This window comes from Chitinimonas sp. BJYL2, from assembly GCF_027257935.1.
GTDB lineage: Bacteria > Pseudomonadota > Gammaproteobacteria > Burkholderiales > Chitinimonadaceae > Chitinimonas.
This window is the reverse complement of the sequence record NZ_JANZKW010000001.1, coordinates 34,456-50,693: the sequence shown is the minus strand read 5'-3', so window position 1 is coordinate 50,693 and position 16,238 is coordinate 34,456. Positions and strand designations below refer to the sequence as shown.

Annotated in this window: 17 protein-coding genes and 4 tRNA genes; 9 read left to right on the top strand and 12 right to left on the bottom strand. The window is 62.4% G+C overall.

Features of this window, described 5'->3' with window-relative positions; all coding sequences use genetic code 11:
- Positions 1-152 precede the first annotated feature (152 nt).
- Genes O9X62_RS00230 through gspE form a run of 3 tightly spaced genes read left to right on the top strand, consistent with a single transcriptional unit; the run spans position 153 to position 4,599 of the window.
- Positions 153-1,058 (top strand): type II secretion system protein N, encoded by a 906-nt coding sequence (locus O9X62_RS00230; RefSeq protein ID WP_269530765.1) that lies wholly within the window; start codon positions 153-155, stop codon positions 1,056-1,058.
- Positions 1,055-3,130 carry a type II secretion system secretin GspD gene (gene gspD / locus O9X62_RS00225; RefSeq protein WP_269530764.1) on the top strand — a complete coding sequence of 692 codons (2,076 nt, stop codon included), beginning with the start codon at positions 1,055-1,057 and terminating at the stop codon, positions 3,128-3,130. Before O9X62_RS00230 ends, gspD begins: the two co-directional genes overlap by 4 nt.
- Positions 3,127-4,599 carry a type II secretion system ATPase GspE gene (gene gspE / locus O9X62_RS00220; RefSeq protein WP_308446398.1) on the top strand — a complete coding sequence of 491 codons (1,473 nt, stop codon included), beginning with the start codon at positions 3,127-3,129 and terminating at the stop codon, positions 4,597-4,599. Before gspD ends, gspE begins: the two co-directional genes overlap by 4 nt.
- Before the next feature lie 6 nt (positions 4,600-4,605).
- On the opposite strand, the gene O9X62_RS00215 is transcribed toward gspE, so the two are convergent.
- A complete protein-coding gene (locus O9X62_RS00215; protein WP_269530763.1) occupies positions 4,606-5,502 on the bottom strand; it encodes a CheR family methyltransferase in 897 nt (298 codons plus the stop codon).
- A 522-nt stretch (positions 5,503-6,024) separates the two neighbouring features.
- Here O9X62_RS00215 and O9X62_RS00210 point away from each other — a divergent pair.
- The 4 genes from O9X62_RS00210 to O9X62_RS00195 all read left to right on the top strand — a co-directional run bounded on the left by O9X62_RS00210 (position 6,025) and on the right by O9X62_RS00195 (position 6,426).
- Positions 6,025-6,100 (top strand) — tRNA-Gly (locus O9X62_RS00210).
- Positions 6,101-6,125: 25 nt separating this feature from the next.
- Positions 6,126-6,201, top strand: a tRNA-Gly gene (locus O9X62_RS00205).
- A 52-nt stretch (positions 6,202-6,253) separates the two neighbouring features.
- Positions 6,254-6,327 (top strand) — tRNA-Cys (locus tag O9X62_RS00200).
- Positions 6,328-6,341: 14 nt separating this feature from the next.
- A tRNA-Leu gene (locus tag O9X62_RS00195) sits at positions 6,342-6,426 on the top strand.
- 102 nt (positions 6,427-6,528) lie between these two features.
- Here the strand turns inward: O9X62_RS00195 and O9X62_RS00190 are convergent.
- The gene (locus O9X62_RS00190) at positions 6,529-7,170 is read right to left on the bottom strand and encodes an energy transducer TonB (RefSeq protein WP_269530762.1); all 642 of its coding nucleotides are present in this window, start codon (positions 7,168-7,170) and stop codon (positions 6,529-6,531) included.
- 99 nt (positions 7,171-7,269) lie between these two features.
- Here O9X62_RS00190 and O9X62_RS00185 point away from each other — a divergent pair, with 99 nt between their 5' ends.
- Together O9X62_RS00185 and O9X62_RS00180 are read left to right on the top strand one after the other, a co-directional pair.
- Positions 7,270-8,283 (top strand): YheT family hydrolase, encoded by a 1,014-nt coding sequence (locus O9X62_RS00185; RefSeq protein WP_269530761.1) that lies wholly within the window; start codon positions 7,270-7,272, stop codon positions 8,281-8,283.
- 150 nt (positions 8,284-8,433) lie between these two features.
- Positions 8,434-9,798 carry a phosphomannomutase/phosphoglucomutase gene (locus O9X62_RS00180; protein ID WP_269530760.1) on the top strand — a complete coding sequence of 455 codons (1,365 nt, stop codon included), beginning with the start codon at positions 8,434-8,436 and terminating at the stop codon, positions 9,796-9,798.
- A gap of 9 nt (positions 9,799-9,807) precedes the next feature.
- Here O9X62_RS00180 and O9X62_RS00175 read toward each other — a convergent pair whose 3' ends face one another.
- From O9X62_RS00175 to O9X62_RS00130, 10 genes are all read right to left on the bottom strand, one after another.
- Positions 9,808-10,572: an ABC transporter substrate-binding protein gene (locus O9X62_RS00175; RefSeq protein ID WP_269530759.1), complete on the bottom strand. Its 765-nt coding sequence runs from the start codon at positions 10,570-10,572 to the stop codon at positions 9,808-9,810.
- A 73-nt stretch (positions 10,573-10,645) separates the two neighbouring features.
- Positions 10,646-11,575 carry a type II secretion system minor pseudopilin GspK gene (gene gspK / locus O9X62_RS00170; protein WP_269530758.1) on the bottom strand — a complete coding sequence of 310 codons (930 nt, stop codon included), beginning with the start codon at positions 11,573-11,575 and terminating at the stop codon, positions 10,646-10,648.
- The gene (gene gspJ / locus O9X62_RS00165) at positions 11,572-12,177 is read right to left on the bottom strand and encodes a type II secretion system minor pseudopilin GspJ (protein WP_269530757.1); all 606 of its coding nucleotides are present in this window, start codon (positions 12,175-12,177) and stop codon (positions 11,572-11,574) included. Before gspJ ends, gspK begins: the two co-directional genes overlap by 4 nt.
- On the bottom strand, positions 12,164-12,532 hold the full coding sequence (gspI, locus tag O9X62_RS00160; RefSeq protein WP_269530756.1) for a type II secretion system minor pseudopilin GspI: 369 nt from the start codon (positions 12,530-12,532) through the stop codon (positions 12,164-12,166). The genes gspJ and gspI overlap by 14 nt, the downstream gene beginning before the upstream one ends.
- Positions 12,529-13,095, bottom strand: a complete 567-nt coding sequence (gspH, locus tag O9X62_RS00155) for a type II secretion system minor pseudopilin GspH (RefSeq protein ID WP_269530755.1) — start codon at positions 13,093-13,095, stop codon at positions 12,529-12,531. The genes gspI and gspH overlap by 4 nt, the downstream gene beginning before the upstream one ends.
- Positions 13,096-13,105: 10 nt before the next feature.
- Entirely contained in the window at positions 13,106-13,531 is a 426-nt protein-coding gene (gene gspG / locus O9X62_RS00150; protein ID WP_269530754.1) for a type II secretion system major pseudopilin GspG, read from the bottom strand.
- Entirely contained in the window at positions 13,528-13,878 is a 351-nt protein-coding gene (locus tag O9X62_RS00145) for a nucleotide pyrophosphohydrolase (RefSeq protein WP_269530753.1), read from the bottom strand. The genes gspG and O9X62_RS00145 overlap by 4 nt, the downstream gene beginning before the upstream one ends.
- Complete coding sequence (gene gspF, locus O9X62_RS00140; protein ID WP_269530752.1) at positions 13,875-15,083, bottom strand: type II secretion system inner membrane protein GspF; 1,209 nt, start codon at positions 15,081-15,083, stop codon at positions 13,875-13,877. Before gspF ends, O9X62_RS00145 begins: the two co-directional genes overlap by 4 nt.
- 1 nt (position 15,084) lies before the next feature.
- The gene (locus tag O9X62_RS00135; protein ID WP_269530751.1) at positions 15,085-15,690 is read right to left on the bottom strand and encodes a hypothetical protein; all 606 of its coding nucleotides are present in this window, start codon (positions 15,688-15,690) and stop codon (positions 15,085-15,087) included.
- 77 nt (positions 15,691-15,767) lie between these two features.
- Entirely contained in the window at positions 15,768-16,163 is a 396-nt protein-coding gene (locus O9X62_RS00130; RefSeq protein WP_269530750.1) for a hypothetical protein, read from the bottom strand.
- Positions 16,164-16,238: the final 75 nt, after the last annotated feature.

Sequence of the window (16,238 nt, the reverse complement as noted above, 5' to 3'; positions counted from 1 at the left end):
GCAGCAAAGGGGGCGGATTAAAGCATGGCCCGGCTCAGGGTGTCAACGCGCGCACTGGAAAACGCAGCGGCATGGCGGTGGGGCCGGCTTGCTGATATAAATCCGCCTGCCGTGCGCGCCTGCGCACCCCACGGGCTTGCTCCCTGCAACGGATGATCATCTCTCTACCCACTTCGCCGTGGTTCTATCGCTGCCTGAATGCAGCCCTGTTGCTGATCGTTGCCTGGTTGGCCGCAGGATTGTTCTGGCTGCTTGTCGGCCCGGCACCCAGCCTGCCGGTCGCTGCGCCGCCGCTTTCCGCTACGCGGCCTGCGCCTGTGGATGTCTCGGCGCTGGCCGCCTTGTTCGGCCCTCCTGCGGGCGATCTGCAGCCGTCTTCCCTGAACCTCAAGCTGCGCGGCGTGATTGCCCACGCCAGCCCGGCTGCCGCCATCTTCGAGCAGCCTGGACAAGCTGCGCTGGCCGTCCGGGTTGGTGAGGAGATCCAGTCCGGGGTGCGTCTTTCAGATGTCGGTTTCGATCATGTGATCGTGGATAACCGCGGTCGCCGGGAACGGCTGGAGCTGGATGCCAAGCCTGCCGCCAGCGGAGTGGCCTTGGCTGGTGGTCTGCCGCCGGCAGCGCCACCTGTGCAGCAGGGCGAGCCTGCGCGCCGCCCCGAGGGGTATGGCGAGCGTGGCGAGCGGATGTCGCGCGCGGACCGGGGCAGGCTGGGGCCCTCCGCAGCCCGATCCGGCGACGACAGGTTGTTGAACCGGCAAACCCTGGTCGAGGGCATGCAAACACTGAATGTTGCTGACTGGGCGCGTGGTTTGGTGGATGCGCCGGGTGCTGGCATCGTGGTGGAAAATGCGGCTGCGCAGCCGCTCGCAGGTCCGTTAGGGCTGCAAAGTGGCGATGTGATCAGCAGTGTCAACGGCACCCCTTTGCAGCGTGCCGCCGATATCTCGGCGCTTTACGCAGCATTCAGTCAGTCTAGCCAGGTCCAGGTTTCAGTTATCCGCAACGGCACACCCGTGCAGCTGCGTTACCGTATCGAAAATCGCCCAACGCCATGAAAAGACAGCTAAAGACGCTCGCCCTTGCCTTGTTGCTCACCGGTCAGGTGTGGGCTGCAGATGACAAGGTGATGCTCAACTTCGTCAATTCGGACATCGAATCCACGGTCAAAGCGGTGGGGCTGATTACGGGCAAGAATTTCGTGCTCGATCCCCGGGTGAAGGGCACGGTGAATATCGTGTCGGCCAGCCCGGTGCGGCAGAAGGATGTGTACGAAATCCTGCTGGCGGCGCTCCGGCTGCAAGGCTTTGCCGTGGTGGAAGTGGCGGGTGCAGTGCGTATCGTGCCGGAAGCCGATGCCAAGCAGAGCTATGGTCTGACCCTGGGTCCCAAGCTCAATGCCAGTGGCGAGCGCATTGTGACCCAGGTGTACCCGCTCAAGCATGAGTCGGCGCAGGCACTGGTGCCGGTATTGCGGCCCCTGATTACCCCGAACAACTCCATTACGCCTTACCCCGGCGCGAATATCCTGGTCATTACTGACTACGCCGACAATATCAAGCGTCTGAACCAGATCGTGGCCTTGGTCGATCAGCCGGCCGCAGCCGATCTGGAGGTGCTCAAGCTGAACTATGCATCGGCGCCGGACGTGGGCCAGATGATCGGCCGGTTGATGCCTGAGGTCATCGTCAGCAGTGGCGCGGGCGCTACGGCACCACTGGTGTCCCCTGACGGAGTACGCAAGACTTCCTTGGTGGCGGATGTGCGCAGCAACAGTCTGCTGGTGCGCGGTGATAACGCCGCCCATCTTGCGCAGATCCGCAAGATTGTCGCCAGCCTCGACAAAGAGAGTGCAGCGGGCGGCAATATCCATGTGATCTATCTGCGCAATGCCGAGGCCACCAAGCTGGCTGCCACGCTCAAGGCGATTCTCACCGGGACCGATGTGCCGCAGCAGGCCAGCAGCAACTTCACCAGCGTGAGCCAGTCTGGTCTGGGCGGTACACCGGTCCAGTCGGCCTCCGCCATGCCGGTGGTCACCACGGGTGGTGGCAGTGCGGGTGGGCAGGCAGGCAATGGCGTGGCGATTCAGGCCGATGCCACCACCAATGCCTTGATCGTGACCGCGCCCGACAATGTCTACAACAATATCCGTGCGGTGATCGACAAGCTGGATGTGCGCCGCGCGCAGGTTTATGTGGAGGCGATGATTGCCGAAGTCTCCATCGACAAGAGTGGCGAGTTCGGCATCCAGTGGCTTGTCGGTGGTGGTAGCGACAAGGCCAATACCATCGGCCTGAGCAATCTGGGGCAGGGTGGTTCCAGCCTCGCCAATATTGCGGCGGCAGTGGCAACCAAGTCGTATTCGGCATTGCCGGCCGGGTTTACGCTGGGCGTGGTCAACGGCAGTGTCAGCGGCGACGGCAAGACGCCCACGCTGGGTGCGATTGCCACGGCGATCGAGGCCAACGGTGATGGCAATGTGCTCTCCATGCCCAACCTGCTGACGCTGGATAACGAGGAGGCCAAGATCCTCGTGGGTCAGAATATCCCCATCATTACCGGTACGCAGTCGTCCACCGGCGCCAACCAGAACCCGTTCACCACCGTGGAACGCAAGGACGTGGGTATCCAGCTCAAGGTCAAGCCGCAGGTGTCCGAGGGCGGTGCGATCACGCTGTCGGTATCGCAGGAGGTATCCAGCATTGATGCCAGCGTTTCCACCAACGGCACGGGCATTGCCACCAAGAAGCGCACCATCGACTCCAAGGTGTTGGTGGATGATGGTCAGGTCATCGTGCTCGGCGGCCTGATCGAGAACAAGGTGTCCGAAGGTGTGAACAAGGTCCCGCTGCTGGGCGATATCCCGGTGCTGGGTAATCTGTTCCGCTATGAGAAGCGCTCCAGCGGCCGCACCAATCTGATGGTTTTCCTGCGCCCGGTGGTGCTGCGCGATAGCCAGAGTGCCGCCACCCTCAGCAACGAGCGTTACCAGATGCTGCGCGAAACCCAGCAGGCCTACCAATCCGATCGCCGCGTCATGCTGCCCGATCTGCCCGAGGTGGCCCTGCCAGTGCTGGATGTGCGGCCTGCCAAGCCGGCAGAGGCCCCGACGGGTTCTGCGCAATGATGTATCAGCGTCGAGCCAGCTACGGGTTTGCCCGCCAGCGCGGCGCGGTGGATATTGCCGATCACGGCGATTCAGTCGATGTGTTGCTGCGTAAGGGCGCGGATCTGGGCGGCCTGATGGAGCTGCGCCGCCTGATCGGTAAGCCGGTGAACGTGGAAGTGCTCGATACCGCGGCGTTCGATGCCCGACTGTCGCAACTGTTTGCCCGTCAGGACAGCCAGTCTGCCGATGTGGCTGAAGACATTGAATCGGATCTGGACCTCAGCCGACTGGCGCAGGACCTGCCCGCCATCGAGGACTTGCTGGAGGCCGAGGACGACGCCCCAATCATCCGCCTGATCAACGCCTTGCTCACCGAATCGCTGCGCGAGGGGGCGTCCGATATCCATATCGAACCCTTCGAAACCCGCTCGGTCGTGCGCTTTCGCATTGACGGCAAGCTGCGCGATGTCATCGAGCCCAAGCGGGCCTTGCATGCCGCCATCGTGTCGCGGATCAAGGTGATGGCGAATCTGGATATTTCGGAAAAGCGTCTGCCGCAAGATGGCCGCATCACCCTGCGTATCGCTGGCCGGCCGGTGGATGTACGGGTCTCCACGCTGCCCACAGGGCACGGCGAACGTGCCGTGCTGCGCCTGCTCGATAAATCTGCAGGGCGACTGGATCTGGAAAAGCTGGGCATGCGTGGCAGCACGCTGGATGCCATGCTGCGCCTGACCCGCGAGCCACACGGCATTCTTCTGGTTACCGGGCCCACCGGCTCGGGCAAGACCACCACGCTCTATGCCGCGCTGGCCGCGCTGGATGCCAGCACCACCAACATCATGACGGTGGAAGACCCGATCGAATACGACCTCGACGGCGTCGGCCAGACCCAGGTCAACCCGCGCATCGACATGAGCTTTGCGCGCGCCTTGCGGGCGATACTGCGGCAGGATCCGGATGTCATCATGATCGGTGAAATCCGTGATCTGGAAACCGCGCAGATTGCCGTACAGGCCTCGCTGACCGGCCACTTGGTGCTCGCCACCGTGCACACCAATGATGCACCGGGCGCGATCACGCGGCTGGTAGATATGGGTATTGAACCCTTCCTGCTGGCCTCCAGCCTGATCGGCGTGCTGGCACAGCGCCTGTTCCGCCAGCTTTGCCCGGCCTGCAAACAGGCTGCGGCGGCCGACTTGGCAGAGGCCACCGCACTGGGCATCGAGCCGGGTGCGACGGTATACCGGGCCACGGGCTGTGCGGCCTGTAATCATCTGGGTTACAAGGGCCGTGCCGGGATTTTCGAGTTGCTGACGGTGGATGATGAAATCCGCCGCCAGATTCATGATGGCGCGTCAGAAGCCAGTCTGCGCGAAGCCGCCGCGCGCGGCGGCATGAGCAGCCTGCGGACCGATGGTATCCAGCAGGTCATTGCAGGCCGAACCACGCTCGAAGAGATCTTGCGGGTCACGCGCGAGGCGTGATCCGGTTCAGGCACCCGTCCGGGTGCCTTTTTCGCGCTCGTAGACGGTCTTGCCCTTGAGCGTGAACAGATGCGATGCGTGGTACAGATTTTCCGAGTGCCCCACGAACAGCAAACCGTTATCACGCAATAACGGCGCAAAACGCTCCAGTATCTTGAGTTGCGTCTGCCGGTCGAAATAGATCATTACGTTACGGCAGAACATCGCGTCGAAGGGCCCCCGCACCGACCAGATCGGCTCGATCAGGTTGAGCTTGCGGAAGGTCATCATTTCCTTGAGCTCAGTCTTGATCTCGTATTGCCCGTCAGCGCGCTTGTTGAAGAAGCGCGTCAGCTGGGCCGGCGTGAGCTTGTCGACCTTGTCGGCGCTGTAGACACCCGCCTGGGCGATCTTCAGCACATTGGTGTCCAGATCGGTTGCGATGATCTTGACGGGCGGTCGCAGGGTATCAAAGGCCTCTGCCGCCGTGATGGCCAGAGACCAAGGCTCCTCGCCGGTGGAAGAGGCTGAACACCAGATGTTTTGCGGACCCTGCGATTGATTGGCGCGCAGATGATCCCGCAGCATTGGAAAGTGATGAGACTCACGAAAGAATGACGTGAGGTTGGTAGTCAGCGAGTTGATGAAGGCTTCCCACTCCGCCGTGTTGCCGCTACCCCGCTCCAGCAAGGCCAGGTAATCCTGAAAATTGGTCATTCCTAGTGCGCGCAGGCGTTTGGCCAAGCGGCCATAAACCATATCGTGCTTGCTCTCGTTGAGGGCGATGCCCGCGTACTCATAAATGAGCTTCTTCACCCGATCAAAATCCTGCTGGGTGAACTTGAACTCGCGGCTCCCGGCCGAGGTAGTCACGGGTGGCAATGGCGGAATGATCAGGGGGCGAGTTGGCGGTTTGGTCGTCATGGCTTTTCCATCTTAGCAGCCGCATCCGTTAAGCAAATCCCGACGCATTATTTGTTGCTCGCCCACCTTTGGCGCATAGGGTACCAGAATGGGGCGAACCGGGCGCTGCAGTGCAGCATGCCAATCCGCCGCCGCCAGGCTATCCCACCCTGTGTATGCTCAAGTTGATCTTGAATATTTCTTTTAAAAACAGTCTCTTGCTTCTATTTTTGCAAGATTCTTCCAGGGTCGGAATGAATTGGCACAGTCCCTGCATATACCCGTCCCAGTCGACCCCGGAAGTTCTTGCGGCGGGGTTGTACTGTTTCGTTGGGGAGTCTTGGCGGCGTGTCCTGAGGGACGCGCCGTTTTTTTCAGGCAACGAGTCTGAGTTGGCCCGCCTGCCAGAACAAGCACTTAGCGCCACAAGTCCGGCTGCCGGGCTTTAGAGGGCAGAGCGTGTGTCACCAACATGCTTGACAGCGATTTTTTCGAACCTATAATGGCGGCTCTTCGTAACACACGAAGCAAGCAAAACACGAAGCGGGAGTAGCTCAGTTGGTAGAGCGATACCTTGCCAAGGTATAGGTCGAGAGTTCGAGACTCTTCTCCCGCTCCAGTTGCTTGCAGACAGTGTTGTGAATGCGGGAGTAGCTCAGTTGGTAGAGCGATACCTTGCCAAGGTATAGGTCGAGAGTTCGAGACTCTTCTCCCGCTCCAGATCAAAAGAAAAAGGGAAAGCGCGACTTTCCCTTTTTCGTCTGTGGCTAACGGCGGGTTAGCAAAATGGTTATGCAGCGGATTGCAAATCCGTCCATCCCAGTTCGATTCTGGGACCCGCCTCCACCTCAATGGCATCCGCCCGGATGGTGAAACTGGTAGACACAAGGGACTTAAAATCCCTCGGCGCAAGCTGTGCCGGTTCGATCCCGGCTCCGGGCACCAGTCACAGCGCCCCATCCCCATGACGGGAAGAATCAATAAAGCCACGACATTGCTGTCGTGGCTTTTTGTTTTGTTCTGGCGAGCTTGTCCGCGCCAGTGCGATCAGCTCAAGGCAAAGTCCACCGGCTGGGCATACCAGAAGGCAATGGCCGTATCGCCCTGCCGGGCGGGCACATAGCGCCAGCGCTTCACGGCATCCATGGCGGCTTGATCCAGCCGCTCGAAGCCGCTGGATTGCTTGAGGCGTACTTCGCTGACCTTGCCGTCGGGCTGGATGAACACCAACAGCATGACCCGACCCTCTTCGCCGAGCTTGCGGGATAGCCCCGGGTAGCTCGGTGGCGGGTTGTTGAGATGGGCGGCATCACTGCGAGGTGGCACGATGGGGGCTGGTGGACTGGGCGGCGTCGGCGGGGTTTCGATACGACTGGGTGCGGGTGGTTCGCTGAATGTGCTCACAGCCAGTTGCACCTGCGTAACCGGGGCAATGTCGATTTCAGGCGTGGCCACAAGGTCGCGACGCGGCAATGCCAGTGTGGTCTGGCGAGGCTGCTGCAGCTCGGGCGCCGCTTGGGGCTCTGGAACAGGGGCGGGCAGAATCAGGGTGGTCATCAGGGGAACCGGCTCGCGCCTTACCGGGTCTTGCTGCAGGCGCAACAGGGCCAGCTGGAGCAGGCCCAGGTGCAAGAGACCCACGACCAGCAGCACGGGGAGACGTTTAGGCTGTGCAGGTGCCGACCACATGATGCTTCCTGATTTTGATATTGAGAATGGTTCGCATTTTAATGGATTGCAATTGCAGACTCAAGCCGGCACGCCTGCGCAACAGGCTAGAATCGCACCATGCCGCACGAACTGCCCACCTATCACGCTCCGAACTGGTTGCCTGGCGCCCATCTGGAAACCATCTACCCGGCCTTGATGCTGAAGCGTCCGCCACCGCCTTATCAGCGCGCAGTGTGGGACACCCCCGATGGCGACGAGATCGCGGTGGATTGGCTGGTGACCGATGCCCCGGAGGACGCGCCGGTATTGATTCATTTCCATGGACTTGAGGGCAGCGCCAACAGTCATTACGCGGTGGCGCTGATGCGGGCTGCGCGCCAACAGGGCTGGCGAGGTGCCGTGGTGCACTTCAGGGGCTGCGGCGGCCATCCCAACCGCAAACCGCGCGCCTATCACGCGGGGGATTCCGCCGAAGTCGACTGGATAGTGCGCCGCGTACGTGCCACTGTTGCCGGCCCTGTCTTTGTGGCTGGGGTTTCCCTGGGCGGTAATGCGCTGGCCAAGTGGCTGGGTGAGCAGGGTGAGGCTGCGCTGTCGCTGATCAATAGTGCTGCGGTGATCTCGGCACCACTGGATTTGCTGGCGGCGGGCAGGGTACTGGATCGCGGATTCAATAAATGGGTGTACACACGCGAGTTCCTGCGCACCCTTCGGCCCAAGACACTGACCCAGCTCGCGGCCTTTGCCGACGAGCTCGCTTATCTGGGTGTCTCGACCGAGCAGATCCGGGCTGCCCGCACCTTCCGGGACTTTGATGACAGGGTGACTGCACCCTTGCATGGGTTCAAGGGGGTGCTCGACTATTGGACCCGCGCCAGCAGCAAGCCCCTGTTGACGAGGATTGCCGTACCCACACTGATCATCAACGCACGCAATGATCCTTTCTTGCCGGCATCGGCCTTGCCGACCCACCAAGAAGTCAGCCCGGCCGTGACCTTGCTCCAGCCCGAACGGGGCGGCCATGTCGGTTTTGTGGAAGGCCCGTTTCCCGGCCGCATTGACTGGTTGCCGCGTTGCCTGCTGCCGTTCTTTGCCGCCCACCACGGCATGGCCGCTGCAGGCACAGCGTGATCGCCTCGCCGAAGCAACTGGTTTGGCGCGATATCGCACCCTGTGGCAAGGTCTTGCCGCCTGGCGTGAGTCCTGCGATGTTTGCTGCTCCCATGCGTCGGCCCCCGAGCTGATGCATGCCCCGATAACCGATTCTCAGCGGGAACCCCGATGCTTGCTCCCCAGTTGTTCAAGGCCTACGACATACGCGGCATCGTGGGCGAAACCCTCACGGTTGATGCCGCCCGGTTGATTGGCCGTGCCATCGGCAGCGAGGCGGTGGCCCGGCAGCAGACCCGTGTTGTGGTTGGCCGCGATGCCCGCTTGTCCAGCCCGGCACTCACCGAGGCCCTGATCGCCGGTTTACGGGAAACCGGGACAGCCGTGATCGATACCGGCGTGGTCACTACGCCGCTGGTGTGGTTTGCCGCCCACCATCTGCAGACGCTATCGGGCGTGATGGTGACGGGTAGTCATAATCCGCCCGAGTACAACGGCATCAAGATCATGCTGGCGGGCGAAACCCTGGCGGGCGATGCCATCCAGGCCCTGCGTGCGCGTATCGAGGCTGCCGAGTTTGCCCAAGGTGCGGGTACTTACAGTAGCGCTGATGTGCGTGAGGCCTACTACCGGCACATTGTCGGCGATCTGACACTGCAGCGGCGGATCAGCCTGGTGGTGGATGCGGGCAACGGTGTCGGCGGTTTGCTTGCGCCGGTGCTGTACCGGCGGCTCGGTTGCCGCGTGCGCGAGCTCAATTGCGTACCCGACGGCCGCTTCCCCAATCACCACCCCGACCCGGCGAGGCCGGAGAATCTGGCAGAACTGACGCAGGCGCTCGCCATGACGGATGCCGAAGTCGGCTTTGCTTTTGATGGCGATGCCGACCGACTGGGTGTGGTGACCAAGGACGGCAACATCATTTACCCCGATCGCTTGCTGATGGCGTTTGCCGCCGATGCCTTGGGCCGCGAGCCGGGCGGCAAGGTGGTGTACGACGTCAAATCGAGCCGCCTGGTGGCTCCCTGGGTCAAGGCCCACAAGGGCAAGGCGGTGATGGCGCGTACTGGCCACAGTTATATGAAGGCCAAGATGAAGGAAACCGGTGCGTTGGTTGGCGGCGAGTTATCGGGCCATCTGTTCTTCGCCGAGCGATGGTTCGGCTTTGATGATGGGGTTTACGCCGGTGCGCGGCTGCTGGAAATCCTGTCCCAGGTTGAAGATGCCAGCGCCTTGCTCAATGCCTTGCCTCAGGGGGTCAGCACACCCGAAATCCAGATCCCGATGGCCGAGGGCGACGCCCATGCGCTGATTGCCCGCTTGCAAAAGAGCGCAAGCTTTCCCGAGGCCGAACTGGTCACGCTGGATGGTTTGCGGGTGGAATATGAGGACGGGTTCGGCTTGCTGCGGGCATCCAATACCACGCCCGTACTGGTATTGCGGTTCGAGGGCGATGACAGCAAGGCACTCAAGCGGATACAGGCCACCTTCCGCCGCTTGCTGGCCCGTGAGCTGGGCAAGGATCTGCCGTTCTGAGCCAGGCACTTACTGGTAGCGGCTGATGATGGCCTTGAGGCTGCCATCGCGCGCCATCTCTGCAAAAGCCGCTTCAAGCGGCTCGATAGCAGCGTGTTTGGGGGACGCGCGCGAGAACGCGATATGCGAGACGCGTCCCGGTACGCGCCATGCCGCCTTGTCCAGGTTCAGGCCATTGCGGCGTATCAACCAGTCCCCCTCGAACTCGGGCAGCAAGGCCGCATCACTTCGGCCCGTGGCGGCCTTGCGCAGGGCGGTGAGTGAATCGGTAACCGGGTCACGTTTCAGCTGTCTGTCGGAATCAAACGGCTCAAAAAAGACCTTGCCTGCTTCGACAGAAATGGTGAGTCCGTTGAGGTCTTCGTAGCCGTTGATCGCAGGACCGCCTGGCCGCACGTAGAAGGCCTTGTTGGCCGGCGGGAAGCTCGCCACCATGAAATGCAGATAGTGTTCGCGTGCCGGAATGCGGTTAGGCCCCAACATGATGTCCGCCTCCCCCAATTCCATCATCTTCAGGGCGCGCTTGGGCGGCACATTGCTGAACTGCAGGGCATAACCGGCGCGCTGGGCAAGCAGTTGCATGACTTCGCAGTACATACCGGTGCACTGGTTGCCCTCCATGATGCGGAAGGGCGGCGCGTGATCGCCCACGACGTGCAGTACCGGCAGGCTTGCTGACGGGGTGGCAGCAGCGTGCACCGGGCCCGTGGCCAGCAGCATCAGCACGTAACCGAGCAGGGGTGCAATCAGGTGGCCTGCGGTATGGCGAGCCATTCGGGATTACCCTTTCCATTCACCAGCCACGACTCTAGCGGACAAGCCGGCAAACGCCAAACCGGGGCTGTGCTTAGCGACGGCGTATCCAGACGATGCGCGGCACCTGGTCACCATTGCGCTCCAGCAGTGCCCGATAGGACACGGTCACCCGGCCGAAACGGGCATCGACCTCGCTGAGCAGATAGCGAGACTCCATCCCCACTCGCTCCGGTGTGGCCAGCCCGGCGATGCTGTCTGGCAGCATCGCCTTGAATTCGCCTTCGCTCTGGTAGGGACGTGATTCGCGCTGGCGCACGATAGCCGCTGCATCGCCATCACTCAGCCCGGGCAGGATCGCCATCAGGGTATCGGCCGAGGCAAAGTTGACATTGATAGGCGTGGCGACAGGCAGGGCGGTCAGTTCAGCCTGCAGGCGTCGCAAGCCATCCGGGGTGAATCCCCGTATCTGCGCCAGCTCGCCGATATCGAACAGTGGCCGGTTGGCGGTGCGGTAGGCCGGGTTCTGCGCCAGATACTCCCGGTCCTCGGCACCGCCGGGATAGCGCGTTTCGCTATCGGCATCCATCCAGTCGAGTACGGCATTGGCCAGATCCGGGCTCAGGCCCGCTTTGCCGAGCAGGCGCTGAAAGGCTTCCAGGTCGGTGGTGCTGACGGCGCCATTGCGAATCAGGTTGTTGAGATTGAAGCGGCCTTGCACATCGAGAATGCGGCCACCGGCGTTGCCTTGTTCCACGGGCAGATTGGGAATCGGAATGGCCCAGGTTTCCTGCGCATGGTCGATCCGGTTCTGGCGCGAATCGGCCTGCAGCGTCAGGCGGCTCAGGTCGATGGCGGCGTTGGCTACATTGCGCGCCTGTGCCAGATCCTGCTGGTTCTCGACCTGACGTAGCCACAGGGTATGCCGGAAGGCAATCATGCCGGCCAGTGCGGCGACCAGTGCCGCCACGGCGACGGCCGTCACAATGGCGATGCCGGATTGGGTCGGGTACAGGCGTTTCATGGCAGCACGAACAGCCGGGTGATGGTGTCACCACCGGTCAGGGTGAGTTTGATTTCGACAGCCCGTGGTGTTTGTGCGGCCTGCTGGCCTTGTGGCCAGGCAAGATACCACTGACCACTGCGGTCCAGAAACCGCAAGGACAGGGCATCCACGCCCTCCAGCAATGCCAACGCGGTCGGGGCGCTGCGCGGCGCGAGATCGAGCGCGTCCCAGATCAGCAGCTCCAGCTTGCCATCGCGCTGGCGATAGCCCAGGTGGGTCAGGCGTCCGCCGTCGTAGCGGACCAGTTCGAGTTGCGCACCATTGGCATCCTGTGTGCCGGGCCCGCCCCGTACGGCACTACGCAAGGTGCCGCCTTCATCGCGCCAGGCGCGGTCCGCCACTTGCGAGAAATCTTCCTCGAAACGAGCCAGCGCTACGGTCAGCTCGCGCCATTTGCGGTTGTCCGCGTCCATCACCTGCTTGGCGACGGCCATGCGTGCCACACCTTGGTAAGAGATGATGGCCAGCACACTGAACACCGCCAAAGCGACGAGGATCTCGATCAGGGTAAAACCGCTGATGCGCAGGCGATGGGTAGACCGGCACTCAGCGCGATACATTAGCGATGTAACCGATGAGGATGGCATCCGCATGGGTGCTGTCCTGCTGAGAGAAAACGCGCACTTCCACGCGCCGGAATGCTTTATTGGGCGTTTCGGACACCGTTTCACGCCAGCTGAAATCCATGCCCGCCTGCCGGGTCTGACCTTCGCTCATGCCGGTATCCGGGAACCGGCCCAGCGCGATGTGTTCGTTCAGCCGATTCTGGGCCACCCAGCCACCAGCCAGATGGCGACGCAAAGACAAGGACCCGTCGCTGACTACCAGGGTTGCCCGTACCGAGGCCGTGAGGGCGATGGCCAGCACCGCCAGCGCGACCAGCACCTCGATCAGGGTGAAGCCGGCCCGTCTCATGGTGCCGATACCCCGGGCGCCGCCACGGCGACACGGCCCAGCGCATCCGCACTCAACCTGCGTAGTTCGGCACCTGCACTGATCGTGAACTCGAATGGGGCGTTGACGCCAGACGGGGTGAAAACCACCTTCTGTCCCGCCACCAAGGGCTGGCGGTTCACCCTGATATCGCCAAGGCGAACAGGTACCGGCAGCTCGCGTGGTCGCAGGGTGTCGTTGCCGGACAGCGGCTGCCAGGTATAGTCCTGCCCTTGTTGCCAGAAGCGATACTGCTGATCCTCGGCATCAAAACCGAGCGTGGTGCCCGTGGCGATTGCCTCGTCACGCGCGGCCTCCAGCAATAGCGATAGCCGCTCGGCCTCGCGGATCAGGGCGTCCTGATCACTGCCGCCAAAGCGCACCGCCGCCAGCGTGACGATGATGCCCACGATGACCATCACCACCAGGATTTCAATCAGCGTGAAGCCAGCGCCATGCCGGAATGAGCCGGTCTGCCTGTGACCCATACAGGAACGCAGGCAGGCCGTATTTCTCTCATGACCCAGACGGGCGTGCAGGCTCACCGTTATGACTTCACAGCATCCATGAACCGATATCGGCATCAAATCCTTCGCCGCCGGCCTGGCCATTGGCACCGTAGCTCAGCACATCGATCTCGCCCTTGATGCCGGGGTTCAGGTACAGATAATCGCGGCCCCAGGGGTCGCGGGGCAGTTTGTCCAGATAGGCTTTCCAGTTGCCGGGAATCGTACCGCTGGTGGGCTTCTCGACCAGCGCCTTGAGGCCCTGTTCGGTGCTGGGGTAAACGCCGTTATCAAGCTTGTAGAGCTTGAGCGCCTGCACCACAGCCTGCACATCGTGGCGCGCAGCGACCACGCGGGCCTCGTCGGGACGGCTCATGATCTTGGGGACCACTAGTGCGCCCAAGATGGCGAGAATGGCGATCACGACAAGAATCTCGATCAGGGTGAAACCGCGTTGACGGCTGCTTTGCTTCATCGTGAAGACTCCGGGTGGGGAAGGGTGCCGGCGGGCACCGGGAAACGGGTTTCGTTCTTGGCGAGCTTGGCGGTGATGGCGGCACTGATGTCGATATCGAGCGTGTTGGCAAACGACATCGCATAAATCAGCACATCGGCCAGCTCCTCGGCGACTTCGGCCTTGTTGATGGTGCCGTCAGCGGGCGGTGCCCACTGGAAGTGCTCCATCAGCTCGGCCGCCTCGATGGCGATGCTCATGGCCAGATTCTTGCCGCTATGGAACTGCTGCCAGTCGCGCGCGGCGACAAAGGCGGCGACCTGGGCACGCAGGGTGGCAACGGTGGTATCGCAATCTTGGGCCATCATCGTACGAGCTGGTTCATTTCAAATACGGGTAACAGGATAGCCAGCACGATCAACAGCACGGCCACACCCATCAGCAGCACCATCATCGGGCCGAGCAGGCTGGTGAACGTGGCGACGCGCTGTTCGAGCTCGCCGGTTTGCTGCTGCGCCGCACGATCCAGCATGGCATCCAGCCGGCCGGTGGCTTCACCGCTGGCGATCAGATGCACGAGTACGGGCGGGAACAGCTTCTGCCGCTCCAGTGCGCGCGACAAGGTTGCACCTTCGCGCACATCGCGCGATGCCGACAGCACCGCCTCGCGCAGCACGCCGTTCTGCACCACGCCGGCCGCGGCTTCCATGGCCTTGAGCAACGGTACGCCGCTGCCCACCAGAATCGATAGCGTGCTGGCAAGCCGCGCGGTATTGCCAGCCCGGTTCAGACGGCCAAACAGGGGCAGGCGCAACAGCAGGCCATCGACGCGCTGGCGGAATGCGGGCAGGCGTAGCGCGCGCTGGAAGGCAATCACCGCGCCACCCATTGCAGCGGCGCCCCAGATACCGTACTCCCGGATACCGCTGGATATCGCGAGCAGCGCACGGGTCAGGAAAGGTAGCTCCTGCTTGGCACTCTGGAACACGCCCACCATCTGCGGCACGACCCACCAGAGCATGCCCACAATGACCAGCAGCGACACCGACAGCACCACGGCAGGGTACACAAAAGCCAGCGTGACCTTGGACGTGAGCGCCCGGCGGGCTTCCATATAGTCGGCCAAGCGACCCATCACCCCCGCCGCCTTGCCCGACTCCTCGCCTGCCCGGACGATGGTGCGATACAACTCGGGAAACACCCGTGGATGCCGATTCAGCGCCACGCTGACGGGCGCGCCGGCCAGCACCTCGCTGCGCACACCGGCCAGCACATCGCGGCTGCGCGGGTTTTCGGTTTGTTCGATCAGCACGGTGAGTGCGCGCTCAATGGTCAGGCCCGCATCCAGCAAGGTGGCAAACTGACGGGTGATCAGCGATAGCTCGGCGGCACCGATGCCGGTGCGGCTACGCGCCTTGCCAGCCGCGTCGGCCGCCGCCAGCTCGCCGAGCTCTACAACCCACAAGCCTTGATCGCGCAGGCTGGCACGGGCCAGCTTGGCGTTATCCGCCTCGATCACGCCCTCGCTGGCGCGGCCATTGGCATCCAGTACCTGATAGCGGAAGCCGGCCATATCAGGCGTTGCCCTGCGCCGTAGCTGGTGCGTTGGCGGGAGCTGCGGGTAGCTGCGGCATTTCCACACCCGCCATGATCAGCAGCATGGCAATCAGCACGCTGAGGGCAAAGCAGCCGGCCAGATACACCATCAGGCCGTTGACCATATAGCGCACCGGCAGGCTGTGGGTTTTGGCCAGAGCATTGAGCAGTACGGCAAACTGGTAGACCAGCAGACCCAGAAACACCAGCGGCACCAGCATCTCGGGCGTGATCGACAGCAGCAGTCCGCTCAGCTGGGCACTGCTGGCCAGCACTACCAGCGGAAACAGTGAGCCGCGTATCTGGGTTTGTGGATGCTTCCTGATCCACCAAGCAAAGAAAAAGGTGAACAGCAGTGCCTGCCCCCAGCTGGCCGCGAGCGAGAACGCCAGCATGCCCAGTGGATTGCCGGTCTTACCCAAGGCCAGCAGCACGGGCAGGATCGCCAGCGTGGTCAGCCATGCGATGGGCTGCCACCAGTCGTAGGCGTAGTGTTCTAGTGGCTTGACCCGGAACCGGGCAAGGTCAAAGGCGTCCTGAAAGAAAGGCAGCATGGCGTCTTCAAAACGACGGATTGCCGACATGGCCGGCAATCCGTGCATCCCGCGCGCTGGGCGGGGACGGGGTCAGAGGTGGTGGCAACGATGGCCAGTCATACGGCTCAGCCCTGCTTCTGGCAATCCAGTCGATCATCGACGGACTGCACAATCAGCTCGAAATCCTGTTTCAGCGGACTTTGCCGTTTGGCCGCCAGATAGTAGCGCTTGCATGGCGCTACGGTAAACCGTACGTCCTTGGTTGGCGGATTGTGGAAGCCGGCTACCGGTGCCGTCGCAACACGCAGCACGCGCTCACCGGGTTCTGCGCGGACCGGATTGACGTCCACGCCGTAGTAACCATCAACGGCCAGCACTCGAACGGGATAGGTATTGAGCTCGGTGCGGCCGAAGGTGTGGCTGCCATCCAGCAAGCTGGTGTTGGTGACATTGGCGCAGCCGGCCAGCAGTGCGCAGGTCAAGATGGCAGCGGTATGGCCTGCCTTGAGATGAGTAGACATGAGCCGCTCCTTGGCGATGGGTGCAAGCCTCATTCTTGCGCGATGCCTGGTCGTGAACCAGCCGGTGAGACACTT